The sequence below is a fragment of the Gordonia sp. ABSL11-1 genome, from assembly GCF_030315685.1.
Taxonomy (GTDB): domain Bacteria; phylum Actinomycetota; class Actinomycetes; order Mycobacteriales; family Mycobacteriaceae; genus Gordonia.
In genome coordinates this window covers 1-18,017 of sequence record NZ_JASXSI010000002.1, presented here as the reverse complement: position 1 = coordinate 18,017, position 18,017 = coordinate 1, and the positions used below count along the sequence as shown (strand labels likewise).

The 18,017-nt window shown below is 67.3% G+C and carries 13 protein-coding genes and 2 pseudogenes; 11 read left to right on the top strand and 4 right to left on the bottom strand.

The features are described 5' to 3' along the window. Positions 1-8: 8 nt before the first annotated feature. The gene (locus QSJ19_RS02715; RefSeq protein WP_286318182.1) at positions 9-1,244 is read right to left on the bottom strand and encodes an acetyl-CoA C-acetyltransferase; all 1,236 of its coding nucleotides are present in this window, start codon (positions 1,242-1,244) and stop codon (positions 9-11) included. An 81-nt stretch (positions 1,245-1,325) separates the two neighbouring features. On the opposite strand from QSJ19_RS02715, the gene mce reads away from it, so the two are divergent. From mce to QSJ19_RS02700, 3 genes are read left to right on the top strand one after another with little or no spacing between them, the layout of a single operon-like run. Beyond that, on the top strand, positions 1,326-1,823 hold the full coding sequence (gene mce, locus QSJ19_RS02710) for a methylmalonyl-CoA epimerase (RefSeq protein WP_286318181.1): 498 nt from the start codon (positions 1,326-1,328) through the stop codon (positions 1,821-1,823). Positions 1,824-1,851: 28 nt separating this feature from the next. Then, a complete protein-coding gene (locus QSJ19_RS02705) occupies positions 1,852-2,961 on the top strand; it encodes a coiled-coil domain-containing protein (protein ID WP_286318180.1) in 1,110 nt (369 codons plus the stop codon). 47 nt (positions 2,962-3,008) lie between these two features. Continuing rightward, the gene (locus QSJ19_RS02700) at positions 3,009-3,422 is read left to right on the top strand and encodes a nitroreductase/quinone reductase family protein (RefSeq protein WP_286318179.1); all 414 of its coding nucleotides are present in this window, start codon (positions 3,009-3,011) and stop codon (positions 3,420-3,422) included. A gap of 47 nt (positions 3,423-3,469) precedes the next feature. Here the strand turns inward: QSJ19_RS02700 and nucS are convergent, their stop codons facing one another. Then, positions 3,470-4,153, bottom strand: coding sequence for an endonuclease NucS (gene nucS, locus QSJ19_RS02695; protein ID WP_286318178.1), 684 nt, complete (start codon positions 4,151-4,153; stop codon positions 3,470-3,472). Between the two features lie 39 nt (positions 4,154-4,192). After that, entirely contained in the window at positions 4,193-5,611 is a 1,419-nt protein-coding gene (gene glsA, locus QSJ19_RS02690; RefSeq protein WP_502876087.1) for a glutaminase A, read from the bottom strand. Between the two features lie 581 nt (positions 5,612-6,192). Between glsA and QSJ19_RS02685 the strand changes: the two are divergent. The 4 genes and pseudogenes from QSJ19_RS02685 to QSJ19_RS02670 form a co-directional block, all read left to right on the top strand. Then, positions 6,193-7,697: pseudogene (locus QSJ19_RS02685) on the top strand (APC family permease). A gap of 40 nt (positions 7,698-7,737) precedes the next feature. Beyond that, on the top strand, positions 7,738-8,724 hold the full coding sequence (locus tag QSJ19_RS02680; RefSeq protein ID WP_286318176.1) for a nitrilase-related carbon-nitrogen hydrolase: 987 nt from the start codon (positions 7,738-7,740) through the stop codon (positions 8,722-8,724). Beyond that, entirely contained in the window at positions 8,724-9,770 is a 1,047-nt protein-coding gene (locus QSJ19_RS02675; protein ID WP_286318175.1) for an agmatine deiminase family protein, read from the top strand. Before QSJ19_RS02680 ends, QSJ19_RS02675 begins: the two co-directional genes overlap by 1 nt. A gap of 72 nt (positions 9,771-9,842) precedes the next feature. Continuing rightward, a pseudogene (locus tag QSJ19_RS02670) lies at positions 9,843-11,157 on the top strand (flavin monoamine oxidase family protein); the annotation flags it as partial. Positions 11,158-11,203: 46 nt separating this feature from the next. Here the strand turns inward: QSJ19_RS02670 and QSJ19_RS02665 are convergent. Continuing rightward, the gene (locus QSJ19_RS02665) at positions 11,204-12,391 is read right to left on the bottom strand and encodes a GAF domain-containing protein (RefSeq protein ID WP_286318512.1); all 1,188 of its coding nucleotides are present in this window, start codon (positions 12,389-12,391) and stop codon (positions 11,204-11,206) included. Positions 12,392-12,603: 212 nt separating this feature from the next. Here QSJ19_RS02665 and QSJ19_RS02660 point away from each other — a divergent pair, with 212 nt between their 5' ends. The 4 genes from QSJ19_RS02660 (at position 12,604) to QSJ19_RS02645 (ending at position 17,960) form a co-directional block, all read left to right on the top strand. Then, entirely contained in the window at positions 12,604-14,457 is a 1,854-nt protein-coding gene (locus QSJ19_RS02660; RefSeq protein ID WP_286318174.1) for an NAD(P)/FAD-dependent oxidoreductase, read from the top strand. A 207-nt stretch (positions 14,458-14,664) separates the two neighbouring features. Then, entirely contained in the window at positions 14,665-15,537 is an 873-nt protein-coding gene (locus QSJ19_RS02655; RefSeq protein ID WP_286318173.1) for a universal stress protein, read from the top strand. Then, positions 15,534-17,096 (top strand): APC family permease, encoded by a 1,563-nt coding sequence (locus QSJ19_RS02650; protein WP_286318172.1) that lies wholly within the window; start codon positions 15,534-15,536, stop codon positions 17,094-17,096. Before QSJ19_RS02655 ends, QSJ19_RS02650 begins: the two co-directional genes overlap by 4 nt. 18 nt (positions 17,097-17,114) lie before the next feature. After that, positions 17,115-17,960, top strand: coding sequence for an alpha/beta fold hydrolase (locus QSJ19_RS02645; protein ID WP_286318171.1), 846 nt, complete (start codon positions 17,115-17,117; stop codon positions 17,958-17,960). Positions 17,961-18,017 lie beyond the last annotated feature (57 nt).

The window sequence follows — 18,017 nt, the reverse complement described above, 5'->3', positions numbered from 1 at the left end:
CCCGCGGATCAGCTCTTCGGCACCCGGATGATCAAGGCGTCGCCCTGCCCGCCGGCGCCGCACAGCGCGGCCGCGCCGACCCCGCCACCACGACGTTGCAGTTCCAGGGCCAGGTGCAGGGCGATACGAGCTCCCGACGTCCCGATCGGATGGCCGACGGCGATCGCGCCGCCGTTGACGTTCACGATCTCCGGGTCCACGCCGAGCTGCTTGGCCGAGGCGAGTCCGACCGCGGCGAAGGCCTCGTTGATCTCGATCAGATCGAGGTCCGCGGGCGAGATCCCGGCACGGTCGCACGCCTTGATGATGGCGTTCGCCGGCTGGGCCTGCAGCGACGAGTCCGGTCCGGCGACGACACCGTGGGGTCCGATCTCGGCCAGCCAGCTGACGCCGAGTTCGGTCGCCTTGGCCTTGCTCATCACCACGACCGCCGCGGCACCATCGGAGATCTGCGACGAGTTGCCGGCAGTGATGGTGCCGTCCTTGCGGAACGCCGGCCGAAGACCGCCCAGCGACTCCGCCGTGGTGTCGGCCCGCACGCCCTCGTCTTCGGCGAAGACGATCGGGTCACCCTTGCGCTGCGGAATCTCCACCGGCACCACCTCGTCGGCGAACACACCGTTCTTCCACGCGATCGCCGCGCGCTGATGACTGCGGGCGGCGAACTCATCCTGCTCGGCGCGGGTGAAACCGCATGTCACATCGGCTTCGGCAGCACTGGTGTCGACATCGTTGCCCTGCTCGGTCAGCGCGCCCATCGGCTGATCGGTGAACGCGTCCCACAGGCCGTCGAAGGCCATGTGGTCGACCAATTCGGTGTTGCCGTACTTGAATCCGCCACGACTGCCGGGCAGCAGATGCGGCGCCTGGGTCATCGACTCCTGCCCACCTGCGACGACACAATCGAACTCACCGGCGCGGATGAGCTGATCGGCGAGCGCGATCGCGTCGACACCCGACAGGCACATCTTGTTGATGGTCAGCGTCGGCACATCCCAGCCGATACCGGCCTTGATCGCGGTCTGACGCGCGGGCATCTGCCCCGCGCCGGCCGTCAGCACCTGACCCATGACCACGTACTCCACCGCCGACGCCGGCACCCCGGAACGCTCCAGCGCGCCCTTGATGGCGACCGCACCCAGATCCACCGCGCTGAAATCCTTCAGCGACCCGAGCAGACGCCCGAACGGGGTCCGCGCGCCCGCGACGATGACCGTCGACGACTGTTCGGTGGACGTGGACATGGGAGACCTCCAGCAATCGTGAGGAGCGGCAGACCGAGCGCCCGCTCTGTGCGCTTCCACCTCCAACGCTACCGTTAGTGCATGACCACCCAAGCATCAGACCCTGCCGCATCGGCATCGGCCACCGCCGCCATCTCGGACCTCGTCACCGCTGTCGACCACGTCGGCATCGCCGTGCCCGACCTGGACACCGCAAAGAAGTGGTACCTCGATCATCTGGGCTTCGAGACCTTGCACGAGGAGACCAACACGGATCAGGGTGTGATCGAGGCGATGGTCGGTCCGCGCTCGGCCGGAGAGACCGGCGGGGCGGTCGTCCAGCTACTTGCCCCGCTCAACGACGACTCGACGATCGCGAAGTTCCTCGACCGCAACGGGCCCGGACTCCAGCAGCTGGCCGTCCGGGTCACCGACGTCGACGCCGTGACGGCCCGGCTGACCGACGCGGGCATCCGCGTGCTCTACCCCGAGCCGCGACGCGGAACAGCGGACTCCCGCATCAACTTCGTGCACCCGAAGGACGCGGGTGGCGTCCTGCTCGAGCTGGTCGAGCCCGCGAGGGATTCCCCAGCTCACTGACACCGCGGACTGAGTTAGACTGTGCCGCATGTCAGCTCCCGCACCGCGGCAACTCCCGTTCGCCATCGTCATGCGCGGCTTCGATCGCGATCAGGTCGCCGAGCACCTACAGCGCATGGATGCGGAGTTGCGGGTGCTCGCAGCCGACCGTGACGCAGCGACCGCCAACGCCCACGAGCTCGCCGCACATCTCGAGCAGGCACGTGACGAGATCGAGGAACTGCGGCGCGAGATCGACAAGCTGTCGGTTCCGCCCACCACCGCACAGGGCATGAGCGAGCGGCTCGGCCGGATGCTTCAGCTCGCCTCCGACGAGGCGTCCGAGATCCGCGCCGAGGCCGCCGCCGAGGCCGCAGAGATCACCTCGATCGCCCGGCAGGAGGCAGCCTCCCTCCGCGACGACGCCGAGTCCGACGCCGAACGGGTGCGCGACGCGGCCGAGACCAAGGGCCAGAAGCTCGTCGCCGACGCCGAGGAGAAGTCCCGCAAGGCCCGCGAGAAGGCGGATGCACTCGCCGCGAAGTCGGCAGAGGAGGCCGAGGAGGCCGCCAAGCTGATCACCGAACGCAAGGCCGCGATGGAGGCGGAGCACAAGGAGACGATGAACGCCGCCCGCGACGAGGCGCGACGGATCGTCACCAAGGCCAAGGGTGAAGCCGCCGAACTCGAGTTGCAGAGCACCCGGGCCCGGCAGGCGGAGCGGGAACGACACGACGCCGAGATCACCTCGCAGCGCGACCGCGCCCGCCACGAGGCTCAGCGGATGAAGGACACGGCACTCGAGATCGCGACCGAGCGCCTCGCCCGCTCGCGCGAGTTGGCCGGCAAGGCCGACCTCGCCCGTAAGCAGGTCGTCGATCAGCTCAACCAGGTGCGCGATCAGCTGGCGAAGGTCCCCGCCCAGCTCGCCGAGCGTCACCAGGATCTCGCCGAGCTGACCGACAACGACGACATCGAGCTCCTCAATCGCGCGCTGTCGAGCTCATCGCAGGTCAGGCGTTCCGGCCAGACCAACGGCACGGCGGCCGGCGGCGCCACCGGCAACAGCACCACCACCGCCGACCACACCGCGGCTCCGACGCCGACGGACACCTCATCCGGCACGGAGGCCGACGACTCGGCGGCGACGACGACCTGACGTCGTTCACGCGCGACGACGGGAGCGGCCCCGTTAGGATCCCGGCCATGAAGAAGCGTGCGTTCGTGCTGCTCAACCGCATGATGAACGCGGTCATCTCCCGGCTACGACCGCAACGTTTCCGCGGTGCCGACCTCCTGCTGCTGACGACGACCGGACGGACGAGCGGAACGCCGCGCACCACTCCCCTCATCTACAGACCCGACGGCGACCGCTGGATCGTTGTGGCGTCGAACGGCGGCGCCGACTGGGAGCCCGGATGGTGGCTGAATCTCCGCGCCGGCTCCCCGGCGACGATCGACATCGGTGGGACGATCACTCCCGTGATCGGGACCGAACTGAGCGGCGACGAACGCACGGCGATGTGGTCGACGCTCAACGACGAGGTCTTCGACTACCAGGGCTACCAGGACAAGGTGCATCGCACGATCGCGGTCGTCGCACTCACCCCCGCACCCTGACACCTGACACGCGACAAACCGCGACGCCCATCGGCGCGGCAACGGCCTCAGAACAAACGGAACTCGGTGCTCTCCGCACCGCGAAGTGCATCGTAATCCAGTACCAGACAACGGATTCCACGATCCTCGGCCAATGTCCGGGCCTGCGGCTTGATCTGCTGCGCGGCGAACACACCGGTGACCGGGGCCAGGATCGGATCACGGTTGAGCAACTCGAGGTAGCGGGTCAGCTGTTCGACACCGTCGATCTCCCCGCGCCGTTTGATCTCCACCGCCACGGTCGACCCGACGGCGTCGCGGCACAGCAGGTCCACCGGCCCGATGGCGGTCATGTACTCGCGGCGGATCAGGCTGTGCCCAGGCCCGAGGGTCTCGACATGTTCGGCGAGCAACTCTTGCAGGTGCGCCTCCACGCCGTCCTTGACCAGACCGGGATCGACGCCCAGCTCGTGCTCCGAGTCGTGCTCGATCGACGCGATCCTGATGCGCAGTTCCTCGCCCGACTTGTTCGTGACGACCCAGTAGGCCTCCGCCTCGACACCGTCGGGTACGACCGACTCGGTCATCCAGCACGGTGGACTCATCCAGTTGAGCGGTTTGTACGCACGATCATCGGCGTGCACGCTCACCGATCCGTCCGACTTGATCAGCAGCAGGCGCTTCGCCATCGGCAGATGTGCGGTCAGTCGCCCGACATAGTCCACTTGGCAGTTCGCGATAACCAGACGCACGGGGGTCAGCTTAACGCCGACCCCGTCGCGCGCCGACGATCACACCCCGTCGAATCCATCGCCGGGTCCGTATCGCTGTTTCAGCAGGAACGCCTCGGCGTCGGTGACCGCCTCGGCCATCGTCGCGTGCACGTGCGGCAATGTCGGATCGAATCCGCGAAGCGCTTCGGGCGCAACGATGTCCGGAACCACGCGATCGTTTCGGTGCCGGTCCACACTCGCGCGCATCACGCCGTCGGGATCGACGACCATGCCGCGCTGCCCGCGATCGTCGAGGACGTGTTTGAAGGTCAGCACCATCGTCCGGGCGACCGGATCGACGATCCCGATCCGGGAGATGTCGACGATCGCGACGTCGTAGTGGTCGATGTCGGTCTCGAGCCGCCGCATGGCGGCCTCGGCACCGGAGAACGTCAGATCACCCTGCAACTCGTAGACACGCACACGTTCCCGACACGTCTTCAGGTAACTGCGCTCCCGCTCGGTCCAGTCGTCGCCGACCTCGAACTCCCCGATGTCATAGGTGGAACGGATGGTCACCCGGCTCTCGCGGGTCAGGTTGAACATGTGCAGACCGAGATCGGTCGACAGATGCCGGCAGGTGTCGATCCCCCGAACGCTGTTGCCGTGGACGTCGAGGCGGGGCGAGTAGACGCCGATCCCCAGCTGGCCCGGCAGGATCGCGAGTATCCCGCCACCCACCCCGCTCTTCGCGGGCAGTCCCACCGTGGTCACCCAGTCGCCTGCGCCGTCGTACATCCCACAGGTGGTCATCACCGACAGCACGCGCTGGGCCACTTCCTGTGTCATGACCTGGCGCCCGGTCCGCGGGTTGAGGCCACCATTGGCGATGGTCGCGCCGATGACCGACAGGTCGTCGGTGGTGACCCGCAGCGAACACTGGCGATAGTAGAGATCCAGCGCTGCCTCCGGGTCGGTGTCCACCACACCGAAACTGTCCAGCATGTAGGCGATCGCGCGGTTGCGGGCACCGGTCTGTGCCTCCGAGGAGTAGACGTCCTCGTCGAGCTCGAGGTGTCGGCCGGCACAACCGGAGTAGAACTCGACGAGCTCGCCGAACACCGACTCGACCGTCGACGCGTCGACATCGCGGACGGGCGGCAGCAGCAGCGACGCCGCCATGATCGCCCCGGCGTTGATCATCGGATTGCGCGGACGGCGATCGGCGTCGACGCTGATCTCGTTGAACGCCTCACCGGATGGCTCGACCCCGATCCGTGCATCCACCTGGGCCGGACCGAGTCGGGTGAGGACCAGCGCGTACGTCAGCGGCTTGGAGATGGACTGGATCGTGAACGCGACGCCGCTGTCGCCCTGCGAGTAGACGTTGCCGTCGTGGACACACATCGACAGGCCGTATCCATCCGGGTCCACACGCGCGAGTTCGGGGATGTAGTCGGCCACCGCACCCGAGGAGTCCGCGGAGCAGACGCCCATGATGTGGCGGAGATATCCATCGACATGCGTGGTCACACCACTGAATCTATGCCACGGCCGGGTTGTCGGCCGCCTCGCACGCGCCCCGGCACGCGACAACCGCCGAAGTGCTGCGGCTCGCCTCGTCGCCCACACCGTTTCGTCGGTGGTCGATGCGACCGGCCGGTCGGCATCGTGGTCGCGGACGTCCACCGACGACAAGGGAGTCCTCCGGTGTCCCTCCCTCTCGCCACCGCCCACAGCTCATCCGCGCCGTCTGCCGGCGCCCTTACCGACAACGCATCCGCACCGCCGCGCCTCACGTTCGAGCCCGCTTCCCGCCAGCAGATGACCCGCACGACACACACCTGCTCGTGCTGTCCGCTCGCGATGCCCTCGGATGGGACGCGACGACCGGTGAGCGCGTCGCCGACGCCTTCGGTCGGCTCGGTTCATCGCGCGTCGAGGTCGACGACTCCCTCCGGCTGATCGTGGCCGCCGGGACGACGTTCGATCAGGTCGTCCTGATCCGTGTCTGTGCCGGTACCGCAGAGCTCACCGGCGTATCCCCGCAACCACCCGGCACCGAGAAGGGCAAGAGCCTGGCGACCGACAAGATCGGGGTCGTCTCCGGCACTGTCCTCAGGATCTCCACCGTGGCAACGGGTTACACGCTCACCGCGTCCATCGGGCTGATCGTGGCGGCCGTCGGACTGAAGATGCCGGTGATCCTGATCGCCGAGTTCATCCCGATGTTCCTGACCGCGTGCGCCTATCGTGAGCTGAACTCCGGCACCCCGACTGTGGCGCGTCGTTCACGTGGTCCACCAAGGCCTTCGGCCCGTACGTCGGACGGATGTGCGGGTGGGGCATGGTCATCGCGACGATCATCGTCCTCTCCAACCTCGCCGCGGTCGGTGTCGAGTTCTTCTATCTGACCCTCGGGCGCGTGTTCGACTCCACATGGCTCTCCGGGCTCGACGACGACAAGACCGTCAACATCGTGACCACCCTGGTGTTCCTCGCCATCGCCACCTGGGTGTCGATGCGCGGGATCACCACCAGCGAACGAATCCAGTACGTCTTGGTGGCCTTTCAGATGGTCGTGCTGATCACATTCGCGGTCGTCGCCCTCATCCAGGTCGGCGACGGCGGGGCGCCCGCCCACCTGCAGTTCGACATCGACTGGTTCAATCGTTCACCGGTCCGAGGATCGCGGCGTTCGCCGTCGGCCTCACGGGTTCGATCTTCGCGTTCTGGGTCTGGGACACCTGTCTGACGCTGGGTGAGGAATGCAAGGACCCCAAGCGCACCCGGGGTCGCTCCGGTCTCCTGTGCGTCGTGTCGATCCTGCTGACCTACCTCCTCGTCGCCGTCGCGACCATGATGTACACCGGCGTCGGCACCGACGGCGTCGGTCTCGGCAACCCGGAGAACGCCGAGAACGTCTTCGGCGCGCTCGCCGAACCGATCCTCGGCAAGTGGGGCGGCATCCTGCTGTTCCTCGCCATCCTGGTGTCGTCGGTCGCCAGTCTGCAGACGACCTTCCTGCCCGTCGCACGCACCATGCTCGCCATGGGCAGCTAAGGCGCGTTCCCGAAGGAGTTCGCCGAGATCCCCCGGTTCCTCGCACCGTCGTTCGCGGCGCTCGTCGCCGGGACCGTGACCGCGGTCTTCTACACAGTGGTCACCGTCCTGTCCGAGCACACACTTCTCGACACGATCGCCGCGCTGGGCATCATGATCTGCTGGTACTACGGCATCACCGCGTTCGCCTGTGTGGTACTTCCGCCACACACTCTTCGCGAACCTGCACAATGCGATCTTCCGACTGGTCTTCCCGATGCTCGGCGGGATCGCCCTGCTCGCCGTCTTCGTCATCTCGGTCGGTGAGAGCATGAACCCCGACAACGGCGGCGGGGCGTCGATCTTCGGCGTCGGGCCGGTCTTCTCCATCGGCTTCGGGCTGTTCATCCTCGGCGGCGTCGTCATGCTGGTGCTGCGTGCCCTGCGACCCGAGTTCTTCCGGTCCGAGACGCTGCCGCGATCGGTTCCGGAGCGCCATCCGACATCGACGACCACCGAGACACCGACCTCGGTGCGCTGATCGTCCCCACGAGTAGAGCTGCACGAGAAGAATGGATTCCATGAACGTCATCACCGCACTCACCCCGCCCCCGTCGTTGGCGCGTGTCGATGTCCCCGCGCGGCCGCCGCTGCGCGTCGCGCTGGTCCAGCATCGCTGGCAGGAGGACCCGAGCGCACTCGAGGCCGAGCTGGCCGACGGGATCGCGACGGCCGCCGAGCAGGGCGCGCAGGTCGTGTTCCTGCCCGAGCTGACGCTGAGCCGCTACCCGGCGTTCGTGCGGGGCGGCGACAACCCCGGCGCCTACGCCGAGGACCTGCTGTCCGGCCCGACCCACCGGTTCGCGCTCGACGCCGCCAAACGGCACGACATCCTGGTGCACGCGTCGCTCTACGAGCATGCACAGGCAGAGGACGCCGCACCCGGCACCGACGACGACGGCCTCGGATACAACACGGCGATCCTCGTCGGACCCGACGGTCTCGTCGGGCGGACACGCAAGCTCCACATCCCGGTGACCGCGGGATACTACGAGGACACATACTTCCGCGGCGGCCCGTCCTCCACAGAGGCCTACACCGTGCACACCCCCGACGCGCTGGGTGGCGCACGGATCGGCATGCCGACCTGCTGGGACGAGTGGTTCCCCGAGGTCGCCCGGATGTACTCGCTCGCCGGCGCCGAGATCATCGTCTACCCGACGGCGATCGGCTCCGAGCCCGATCACCCCGACTTCGACACGCAGCCGCTGTGGCAGCAGGTCATCGTCGGCAACGGTATCGCCAACGGCACGTTCATGATCGCCCCCAATCGTCATGGCGACGAGGGTGCGATCACGTTCTACGGTTCGTCGTTCATCTCGGATCCCTACGGCCGCATCCTGGTCCAGGCACCGCGCGACGAATCCGCGGTCCTCGTCGCCGATCTCGACCTCGATCAGCGTCGCGACTGGCTGACCCTGTTCCCCTTCCTGGCCACCCGCCGACCGGACACCTACGGGCGCCTGACCGAGCCGGTCGACACCGAGAATCCCACCGGGAGGGCATGATGGCGTGGCGGATGCCGGCCGAGCACGAACCACATCTGCGGACGTGGATGGCGTTCCCCAGCGCCGGCTACTCCCTCGGTGACACCGCCGAGGAGCACCACGAGGCGCGCACGGCGTGGGCCGCGGTCGCCAACGCGATCAGCGACTTCGAGCCGGTGGTGGTCATCGTCGACCCGGACGAGATGGACGCCGCGAAGCGCTATCTGACCTCGGCCGTCGACATCGTCGAGGCCCCACTCGACGACGCATGGATGCGGGACATCGGTCCCACCTTCGTCCTCGATGACGACGGCCACGTCGGTGGTGTCGATTGGGTCTTCAACGGCTGGGGCGCCCAGGACTGGGCGAGATGGGACCGCGACCAGCACATCGGACGATTCGTCCTGGAGCACGCCGGGGCGGACCGCGACGGTGAAGGCGTCACGCCCATCTCATCGACCATGGTGAACGAGGGTGGTGGCATCCAGGTCGACGGCGAGGGCACCGTTCTGGTCACCGAGACCGTGCAGCTCGACCCGGGACGTAATCCGCGGATGTCGCGCGCCGACGTCGAGAACGAACTGCGTCGCACGATCGGCGCCGACACGGTGATCTGGCTGCCCCGCGGTCTGACCCGGGACTCCGAGCGATATGGCACACGCGGACACGTCGACATCGTCGCGGCGCTGGCCGCGCCGGGTACGGTCCTCGTCCACTCGCAGCGCTATCGCTCGCATCCGGATCATGCCGTGTCGCAGGAGATCATCGGCATCCTGCGCAACGCAACCGATGCCGGCGGGCGCGCTCTGGACGTCGTCGAGGTGCCCGCACCCGAGGCCCTCACCGACGCAGACGGATTCGTCGACCACAGCTACATCAACCACTATGTCGGGAACGGCGTCGTCGTGGCGTGCGGCTTCGCCGACCGCAACGACGCGCAAGCGGCCGAGATCCTCGGCGCCGCCTACCCCGGGCGAGCGGTCGTCGCGATCGACGCACGGCCGATCTTCGACCGTGGCGGCGGCATCCACTGCATCACCCAGAACGAGCCGGCCGCGCAGGCCTGACCATCACCCCCGCGCCGACGACCCGGACGGCATGTGCCACCCGCACAACATATCTCGCATCGAGGAGACCACATGACCACCATCAATCGTGACGTGATCGTCGTCGGCGCCGGGCCGTCGGGCCTGACCGCCGCACATCACCTCGCCGCCGCGGGCCGCAGCGTGGCCGTCCTCGAGGCCCGCGATCGCGTGGGCGGTCGGACCTGGACCGACACCATCGACGGCGCCGTGCTGGAGATCGGCGGACAGTGGGTGTCACCGGATCAGTCCGGCCTGTACGAGATGCTCGACGAACTTGGCCTCGAGACCTACCCGCGCCACCGCGAGGGCAGTTCGGTGTATGTCACCCCGACGGGTGAGCGGATCGTGTACGACGGTGACGACTTCCCGGTCGGCGAACGCACTCTCGCCGAGATGAACCGACTCATCGGGATCATCGACGACCTCCCCGCGCAGATCGGGGCCGAGGAGCCGTGGGCGCATCCGCGGGCGGCCGAGTTGGACACCGTGTCCTTCCGGGTCTGGCTCGAAGGCTCACCGACGACGCCGAGGCCATCGACAACATCGCCCTGTTCGTCGCCGGCGGGATGCTGACCAAACCGGCACACGCGTTCTCGGTGCTGCAGGCAGTGTTGATGGCGGCATCCGCCGGATCGTTCAGCAATGTCGTCGACGAGGACTTCGTCCTCGACCGACGTGTCGTCGGCGGCATGCAACAGGTCTCGCAGCGCCTGGCCGAGCGCCTCGGCGACGACGTGTTCCTCGGTTCGCCGGTCCGCACGGTTCGGTGGAATCCGGACGGCGGCGTCACCGTCATCGCCGACGACGGCTGGAATGCCATGCACAGCGGGTGATCCTGGCGGTCCGCCGAATCTGTACAGCCGAATCTCGTTCGGTCCGCCGTTGCCGCGCCGGCAGCACCAGATGCATCGGCACCAGTCCCTGGGCCTGGTCATCAAGGTGCACCCGGTCTACGAGACACCGTTCCGGCGCGCGGACGGCTTGTCGGGCACGGGGTTCGGCGGGTCCGAGCTCGTGCAGGAGGTCTACGACAACACCAAACCACGACGACGATCGTGGCACCCTCGTCGGATTCTTCTCCGACCAGAAGGCCGACGCCATGTTCGAGTTGCCCGCCGACGAGCGCCGGAAACACATCCTCGCGTCGATCGCGCGGTTCCTCGGCCCGAAGGCAATCGAACCCGTCGTGTACTACGAATCCGATTGGGGTTCCGAGGAATGGACCCGCGGTGCCTATGCCGCGAGCTTCGTCCTCGGTGGGCTGCATCGCTACGGCCGCGATCAGCGCACGCCGGTCGGACCGATCCACTTCTCCTGCTCCGACATCGCCGGCGCCGGATATCAGCACGGCGACGGCGCCATCCGGAATCGGCAAACGCACCGCGCAGGTGATCGACGACGACCTGGACTGATCAGCCGGCGCCGAGATGCACCTGCACGCCGTCGGCGAACCGGTAGGGGTTGGCGGCGAGGAGCCCACCGAGATGCTTGCGCAGCCGCGACATCTCGGCGCGCACCGTGATGGTTCGATCACCGACGCCGAACAGGTGCTCGGACATCTGGGCCGCACTCCGACCCTCGGGGTGATGTGCCAGCAACGTCAGGATCTCGGTGTGCCGCGGGGACGGCTGCATCGTCCACCGTCCGGCACCGCCCGACACGGTGACCGACGGATTCCGAGGATCGCTCAGGTCCAGGTCGATGGCGGTTCCAGACGAGTGCGACTCGGGCTCGGCGATCCGCACCAGCCATCCACCGGGCAGAGGTTCGAGGTCGCATTCGCCGAGGCTGTGCAGCATGGTCCGGCCGGGTGCGGTCTGGCGGGGCAGGGTCAGCCGGCTGCGCGGCGTGATGCCGTCGAGCGCGGCCACCCAACCGTCGTTGTCGACAGCGAGGGCCGGACTGCACAGTCGGGCCAGCATCGGCGCGGCCACCGATCGCAGTTGATCGAGCGATCTCCGATGGTGATCGCGCAGTTGTGATTCGGCCAGCCTGGCGACCACGTCGACGAGCGCGACCGTGGTCGGATGGATGGTCGCCGCGGGGCCGCTGACGTCGACGGCGCCGAGCACCGCCCCGGTCCGCGGATCGCGGATGGGCGCACCGGCGCAGGTCCACGAATGGTGGGTCCGCACGAAATGCTCGGCAGAGAACACCTGCACCGCTCGCCGCGACATCAGTGCGGTCCCGATGGCGTTCGTGCCGACCGTGTTCTCGCCCCAATCGGCACCCTCGACGAATCCGAGGCGGTCGGCGCGCTGCAGAACGCGAGGCGCGCCGCTCCGCCAGAGCACGTGGCCGTGCGCGTCCGCGACGACGAGGATGTTGTCGCCATCGGCGATCACCGACTCCAATCCGCGCGTCAGGTCCTCCAGCACCACCGCCAGACCCGAGTCCAGACGCCGGGCCTCGAGTTCGGACACGTCGAGGCCGTCGTCGAGCGCACCGACATCCGGATCGACACCCGCCGTCAACACCCGGTCCCAGGAGTCACTGATCACCGACCGCGGCCGCGCGGGCATCTTCTCCCCCGCCATGGCCGCATCGTAGACGGCAGCCAACAGCTGGGCGTAGTGACGCGGATCGTCGCCCGCCGACATCGCGGGCTCGGGACCGGCGTGGATCTCTGGTACCGACACCCCCCGATTGTGCTCCGGATCACAGGTCTGCCGCAAAGACGGAAGAGAGGTTGCACGGGGTTGCGCCTCGACGGGCTGTGCCCGCAACCCGATGCAACCCTTGCCCCTCACATCGGTTCCGCGATGTGCTGTGGCTCACACCGAGATGCCCGCTCACGTGCAAGGAGAAGACCATGACGCAGACCCTCGAACCCACCGGCACCGGTTCCGCGGAGCCGACCGCCGACGACGCTCAGCGCCGGGTCGACGCCTGGCTCGCGGACTTCTCTGCGGCACTGGCCGCCCGTGACATCGCACGGGTGACCGGCATGTTCGCCGCGGACAGTTTCTGGCGGGACCTCGTGTCCTTCACCTGGAACCTGAAGACGGTCGAGGGCCGTGATCAGATCGCCGACATGCTCGGCGAACGCGTGGCCGACACCGATCCCCGTGGGTTCCGGACCAGTGAACCGCCCACGGACGACGACGGCGTGGTGACCGCGTTCATCGAGTTCGAGACCGCAACCGGCCGCGGTGTCGGGCATCTGCGGCTGAAGCCCGACCCCGAGACCGGGGACGATGTCGCCTGGACCCTGCTCACCACCCTGCAGGAACTCAAGGGACACGAAGAGCCTTCCGGCCCCGGACGCGTGCTCGGCGCGGTCCACGGTTCCGATCCCGATCGCCGGTCGTGGGCGGAGAAGCGGGACGACGAGGAGGCCGAGCTGGGTCGCTCCCGACAGCCCTACGTCCTCGTCATCGGAGGCGGCCAGGGCGGTATCGCGCTCGGCGCACGTCTGAGGCAACTCGGCGTGCCGTCGATCGTCGTCGACCGACACGAGCGTCCGGGCGATCAGTGGCGCAAACGCTACAAGTCCCTCTGCCTGCACGATCCCGTCTGGTACGACCACCTGCCCTATCTCCCGTTCCCGGAGAACTGGCCGGTGTTCGCACCCAAGGACAAGATCGGTGACTGGCTCGAGTTCTACACCAAGGTCATGGAGGTCCCCTACTGGAGCGCGACGACCTGCCGCTCGGCGACGTACGACGAGGCGCGCGGGCAGTGGACCGTCGAACTCGATCGCGACGGCGAGTCGCTGACCCTGCATCCGACGCAGCTGGTGCTCGCCACCGGCATGTCGGGCAAGGCCAACGTGCCGACGATCCCCGGCCAAGACATCTTCGCCGGAGACCAACACCATTCCAGCCAGCACCCCGGACCCGACCGCTATGCCGGCCGCAAGGTGGTGGTGATCGGGTCGAACAATTCGGCGCACGACATCTGCAAAGCGCTGGTTGAGAACGGCATCGACACCGCGATGGTGCAGCGTTCGTCGACCCACATCGTGCGTTCCGACTCGCTGATGGAGATCGGGCTCGGCGCCCTCTACAGCGAGCAGGCCGTCGCGTCCGGAATGACGACCAAGAAGGCCGATCTCACGTTCGCATCGCTGCCGTATCGGATCATGCACGAGTTCCAGATCCCGCTCTACGACCAGATCCGCGATCGTGACAAGGAGTTCTACAATCGGCTCGAGGCGGCCGGGTTCGACCTCGACTTCGGCGACGACGACTCGGGCCTGTTCATGAAGTACCTGCGCCGCGGTTCCGGCTACTACATCGACGTCGGTGCCTGCGAACTCGTCGCCGACGGCACCATCAAGCTCGAACACGGGCAAGTCGATCACCTCACCGAGCACAGCGTCGTGCTCGCCGACGGGACCGAGTTGCCGGCCGACGTCGTCGTCTACGCGACCGGATACGGATCGATGAACGGGTGGGCCGCCGACCTGATGGGCCAGGAGGTGGCCGACCGAGTGGGCAAGGTGTGGGGCCTCGGTTCGGAGACCACGAAGGATCCCGGTCCGTGGGAAGGCGAGCAGCGCAACATGTGGAAACCGACTCAGCAGCCGGGCCTCTGGTTCCACGGCGGCAACCTGCATCAGTCGAGGCACTACTCGCTGTATCTCGCGCTGCAACTGAAAGCACGGTACGAGGGCATCCCGACCCCGGTATACGGGCTCCAGGAGGTACACCACCTGAGCTGACCTCGGCACGGTCGTCGACGGGCCGGCCCGCACGAGCGGTCCGGCCCGCCCTCGTCTCACCGTGGTGACCGGACGCGTCGTGGAGCACGCCACCATGTCCACCTCGGCGGTCTGATGTGTGCCATGTTGGCGGATGCGTGCCCCCGTCGACCGGCGCACAGTGAGTTCACCTGCATGATTTCGGAGAGCTCACGATCGGAGTGCACGATGAGGTTGCTGGTCGCGTATCTGGCCACCCCCGGCGGGGAGGATGCGGTCGCGCTGGGCGCGTGCCTCGCCCGCACTCTTCACGCATCGCTCGACATCTCGCTGGTCATCCCCCCGGACAAGCCGGAGGCATTCGCCGCCACCGGCAGCTATGCCGACGTCCTCGACGAGGCCGCCAAGGAATGGCTGGACCAGGCCGCCGCGCTCGTCCCCGAGGACGTGACCGTTCGAACTCATGTCGCGGTCGACGAGAACTCGGCCGACGGCATCCTCAAGGAGATCGATCGACTGGACTCCACGATGCTGGTCGTCGGGGGCTCGGGCGGCGGCCTCATCGGTCGACACTCACTCGGTTCCGTCGTCAACGACCTCCTGCATTCCTCTCCGGTCCCGGTGGCGCTCGCGCCCCGCGGATTCAGCCGCACCGGGCCGCAGCGGGTCCGCGAGATCACCGCAGCCATCGGCCGACGTCCGGGCGCGGAGATCCTGCTGGACACCGCCGTCGAACTCAGCGCACAGGGGCAGATCCCGCTACGCCTGATGTCGCTGGTGTCGCGCGACGACTGGCCGCCGAAGCTCTCGGCCGAGGAGGAGCAGCAGGCCGTCGAGCGCGGGATGGAGCTCGCCGGCCGCGCCCTCGACGAGGCGCGTTCGCGTCTTCCCGAGGGGACCGGACTCGACTCGGCGGTCGCGGAGGGCCGCAACATCGAGGATGCCGTGCTGACCGTCGACTGGCACGACGGAGACGTCATCATGGTCGGCTCGAGCCGACTCGCCGCACCCCGAAAACTCTTCCTCGGTTCGACGGCGGCGAAGATGCTCCGCGTCCTGGCCGTACCGATGATCGTCGTGCCGCGGCAGGCACAGTCATGAGCGACCCGGCCGGAGGCGGGCCGGGTCCGCAGGGCGGCTCGTCAGATCTCGTCGACAAGGGACTCGCCTCCGGCAAGGTCGGCACCTTCGCCGGCGCCGTGCTCGGCATCTCCTGCGTCGCACCCGGTTACACACTGACGGCCAGCATCGGGCTGATCGTCGCCGCCGTCGGCCTGAAGATGCCGGCGATCTTCATCGCCGGGTTCATCCCGATGTTCCTCACTGCCTACGCCTATCGGGAGCTCAATTCCCGCGCGCCCGACTGCGGCGCCTCGTTCACGTGGTCCACCAAGGCATTCGGGCCGTACGTGGGATGGATGTGCGGTTGGGGCATGGTGCTCGCGACGATCATCGTGTTGTCGAACCTCGCCGCGATCGCCGTCGAGTTCTGCTATCTCTTCATCGCCCGGGTGTTCAACAGCCCCGGGATCGCCGACCTCGCCGACAACAAGGCGATCAACATCGTGACCACGCTCGCCTTCATCGCCGTCGCCACCTACATCTCCGGCCGCGGCATCACGACCAGCGAGCGGGTCCAGTACATCCTGGTCGGCTTCCAGATGATCGTCCTCGTCGCGTTCGCCATCGCCGCCATCGTCGAATCGGTGAACGGGGACGCGCCCGCCGGACTCAGCTTCAGCCTCGACTGGTTCAACCCGTTCACCGGGCTCGCACTGGGGGCGTTCGTCATCGGCGTCACCGGTTCCATCTTCGCCTTCTGGGGATGGGACACCTGCCTCACCCTCGGTGAGGAATCCAAGGACCCGACAAAGGTTCCCGGCCGTGCGGGTCTGCTGTGCGTGATCTCGATCCTGTTGACCTATCTTCTCGTCGCGGTGGCGGTCATGATGTATGCCGGCGTCGGCGACACCGGTATCGGACTGGGCAACGACAAGATCTCGGAAAATGTCTTCGGCGCACTCGCCTATCCCGTCATGGGGAGTTGGGCGGGACCACTGTTGTTCTTGGCGATTCTCGCGTCGTCGGCCGCGAGCCTGCAGACGACGTTCCTACCCGCGGCACGAACAATGCTGGCCATGGGAGCCTATGGCGCCTTCCCACGGCGCCTGGCCTCCGTCCACCCGCGATATCTCGTGCCGACGTACAGCACCGTCCTCGCGGGTGTTGTCACCGGCGCGTTCTACACGATCGTCAGCCTGCTGTCGGAGCACACACTGCTGGACACCATCGCCGCACTCGGCATCATGATCTGCTGGTACTACGGGATCACCGCATTCGCGTGCGTCTGGTTCTTCCGTCGCGAGCTGTTCACCAGCGTGCGCAACGCGGTCTTCAAGTTCCTGTTCCCACTGCTCGGCGGCCTGATGCTCGCCACCGTCTTCGTGATCTCCGTGCGTGAGAGCATGAACCCCGACAACGGCAGTGGCGCATCGATCTTCGGTATCGGTCTCGTCTTCTACATGGGCTTCGGACTCCTCGGTCTCGGCGTGATCCTCATGTTCGTGATGAGAGCCGTCTCGCCCGAGTTCTTCGCCGGGCGCACCCTTCGGCGCGACACACCGGCTCTCCTCGACGAGAGCTCGCTGATCGACCGTTGACGTTGCAACACTGAACGGATGAACCGACAACCGTTGACCAGGTCGACACCATGGCGGGGACGGACGATCGCCTGGGACCGTTTCGGCGCCGGGGAGCCCGTGGTATTCCTGCACGGGACCCCCTGGTCGTCCGCGCTGTGGCAACCGATCGCCGACGCCTGCGCTGCAGGATTCCGCGTACACCTCTGGGACATGCCGGGATACGGACACTCCTCCAAAGATCCTGACCACCCGGTGGACATCGGCGTACAGGCCCGCCTCTTCGCGCATCTCCTCGAGATGTGGGAGCTGGAGAGTCCGCACGTGATCGCCCACGACATCGGCGGCGCCATCGCCCTTCGCGCGGCACTGCTCCACGACGCGCATTACCGATCGCTCTGCCTCGTGGACGTCGTGGCGCTGAGGCCCTGGGGCTCGCCGTTCTTCTCACTGGTCCACGACAACGCCGACGTGTTCGCCGCACTGCCAGCGGCAATCCATCGCGGCGCCCTCGAGGCCTACATCCGCGGAGCCGCGCACCGAGAGATCCGGGCAGACGATCTCGAGCTGCTGCTGACACCGTGGCTCGACGAATCGGGGCAATCGGCCTTCTATCGACAGATCGCCCAGGCCGACCAGGCGTTCACCGACGAGATCGAACCGCGATATCCCGACCTCGACATCCCGACTCACATCGTCTGGGGGTCCGAGGACCAATGGATACCCGTGGACACGGCCCATCGGCTGCACGATCTCATTCCCGAAGCAACAGTGAGCACGATCGCCGGCGCTGGTCACCTGATCCAGCTCGACGCACCGGCCGCACTCACCGGGGAGATTCTCCGATGGTTGTCGTCGCACGAGACGAACAACAGGCGAACGTAAAAGGCTTGAACGCACAAAAGACTGTGGCCCCCGAATTGCCTTCGGGGGCCACAGTTC

Coding starts and splice junctions, on each gene's coding strand:
- QSJ19_RS02675 (WP_286318175.1), top strand. CDS start 8,724: ATGGCGTGGCGGATGCCGGCCGAGCACGAACCACATCTGCGGACGTGG.
- QSJ19_RS02680 (WP_286318176.1), top strand. CDS start 7,738: ATGAACGTCATCACCGCACTCACCCCGCCCCCGTCGTTGGCGCGTGTC.
- mce (WP_286318181.1), top strand. CDS start 1,326: ATGACCACCCAAGCATCAGACCCTGCCGCATCGGCATCGGCCACCGCC.
- QSJ19_RS02705 (WP_286318180.1), top strand. CDS start 1,852: ATGTCAGCTCCCGCACCGCGGCAACTCCCGTTCGCCATCGTCATGCGC.
- QSJ19_RS02715 (WP_286318182.1), bottom strand. CDS start 1,244: ATGTCCACGTCCACCGAACAGTCGTCGACGGTCATCGTCGCGGGCGCG.
- QSJ19_RS02650 (WP_286318172.1), top strand. CDS start 15,534: ATGAGCGACCCGGCCGGAGGCGGGCCGGGTCCGCAGGGCGGCTCGTCA.
- QSJ19_RS02665 (WP_286318512.1), bottom strand. CDS start 12,391: ATGTCGGCGGGCGACGATCCGCGTCACTACGCCCAGCTGTTGGCTGCC.
- QSJ19_RS02660 (WP_286318174.1), top strand. CDS start 12,604: ATGACGCAGACCCTCGAACCCACCGGCACCGGTTCCGCGGAGCCGACC.
- QSJ19_RS02655 (WP_286318173.1), top strand. CDS start 14,665: ATGAGGTTGCTGGTCGCGTATCTGGCCACCCCCGGCGGGGAGGATGCG.
- glsA (WP_502876087.1), bottom strand. CDS start 5,611: ATGGGCGTCTGCTCCGCGGACTCCTCGGGTGCGGTGGCCGACTACATC.
- QSJ19_RS02700 (WP_286318179.1), top strand. CDS start 3,009: ATGAAGAAGCGTGCGTTCGTGCTGCTCAACCGCATGATGAACGCGGTC.
- QSJ19_RS02645 (WP_286318171.1), top strand. CDS start 17,115: ATGAACCGACAACCGTTGACCAGGTCGACACCATGGCGGGGACGGACG.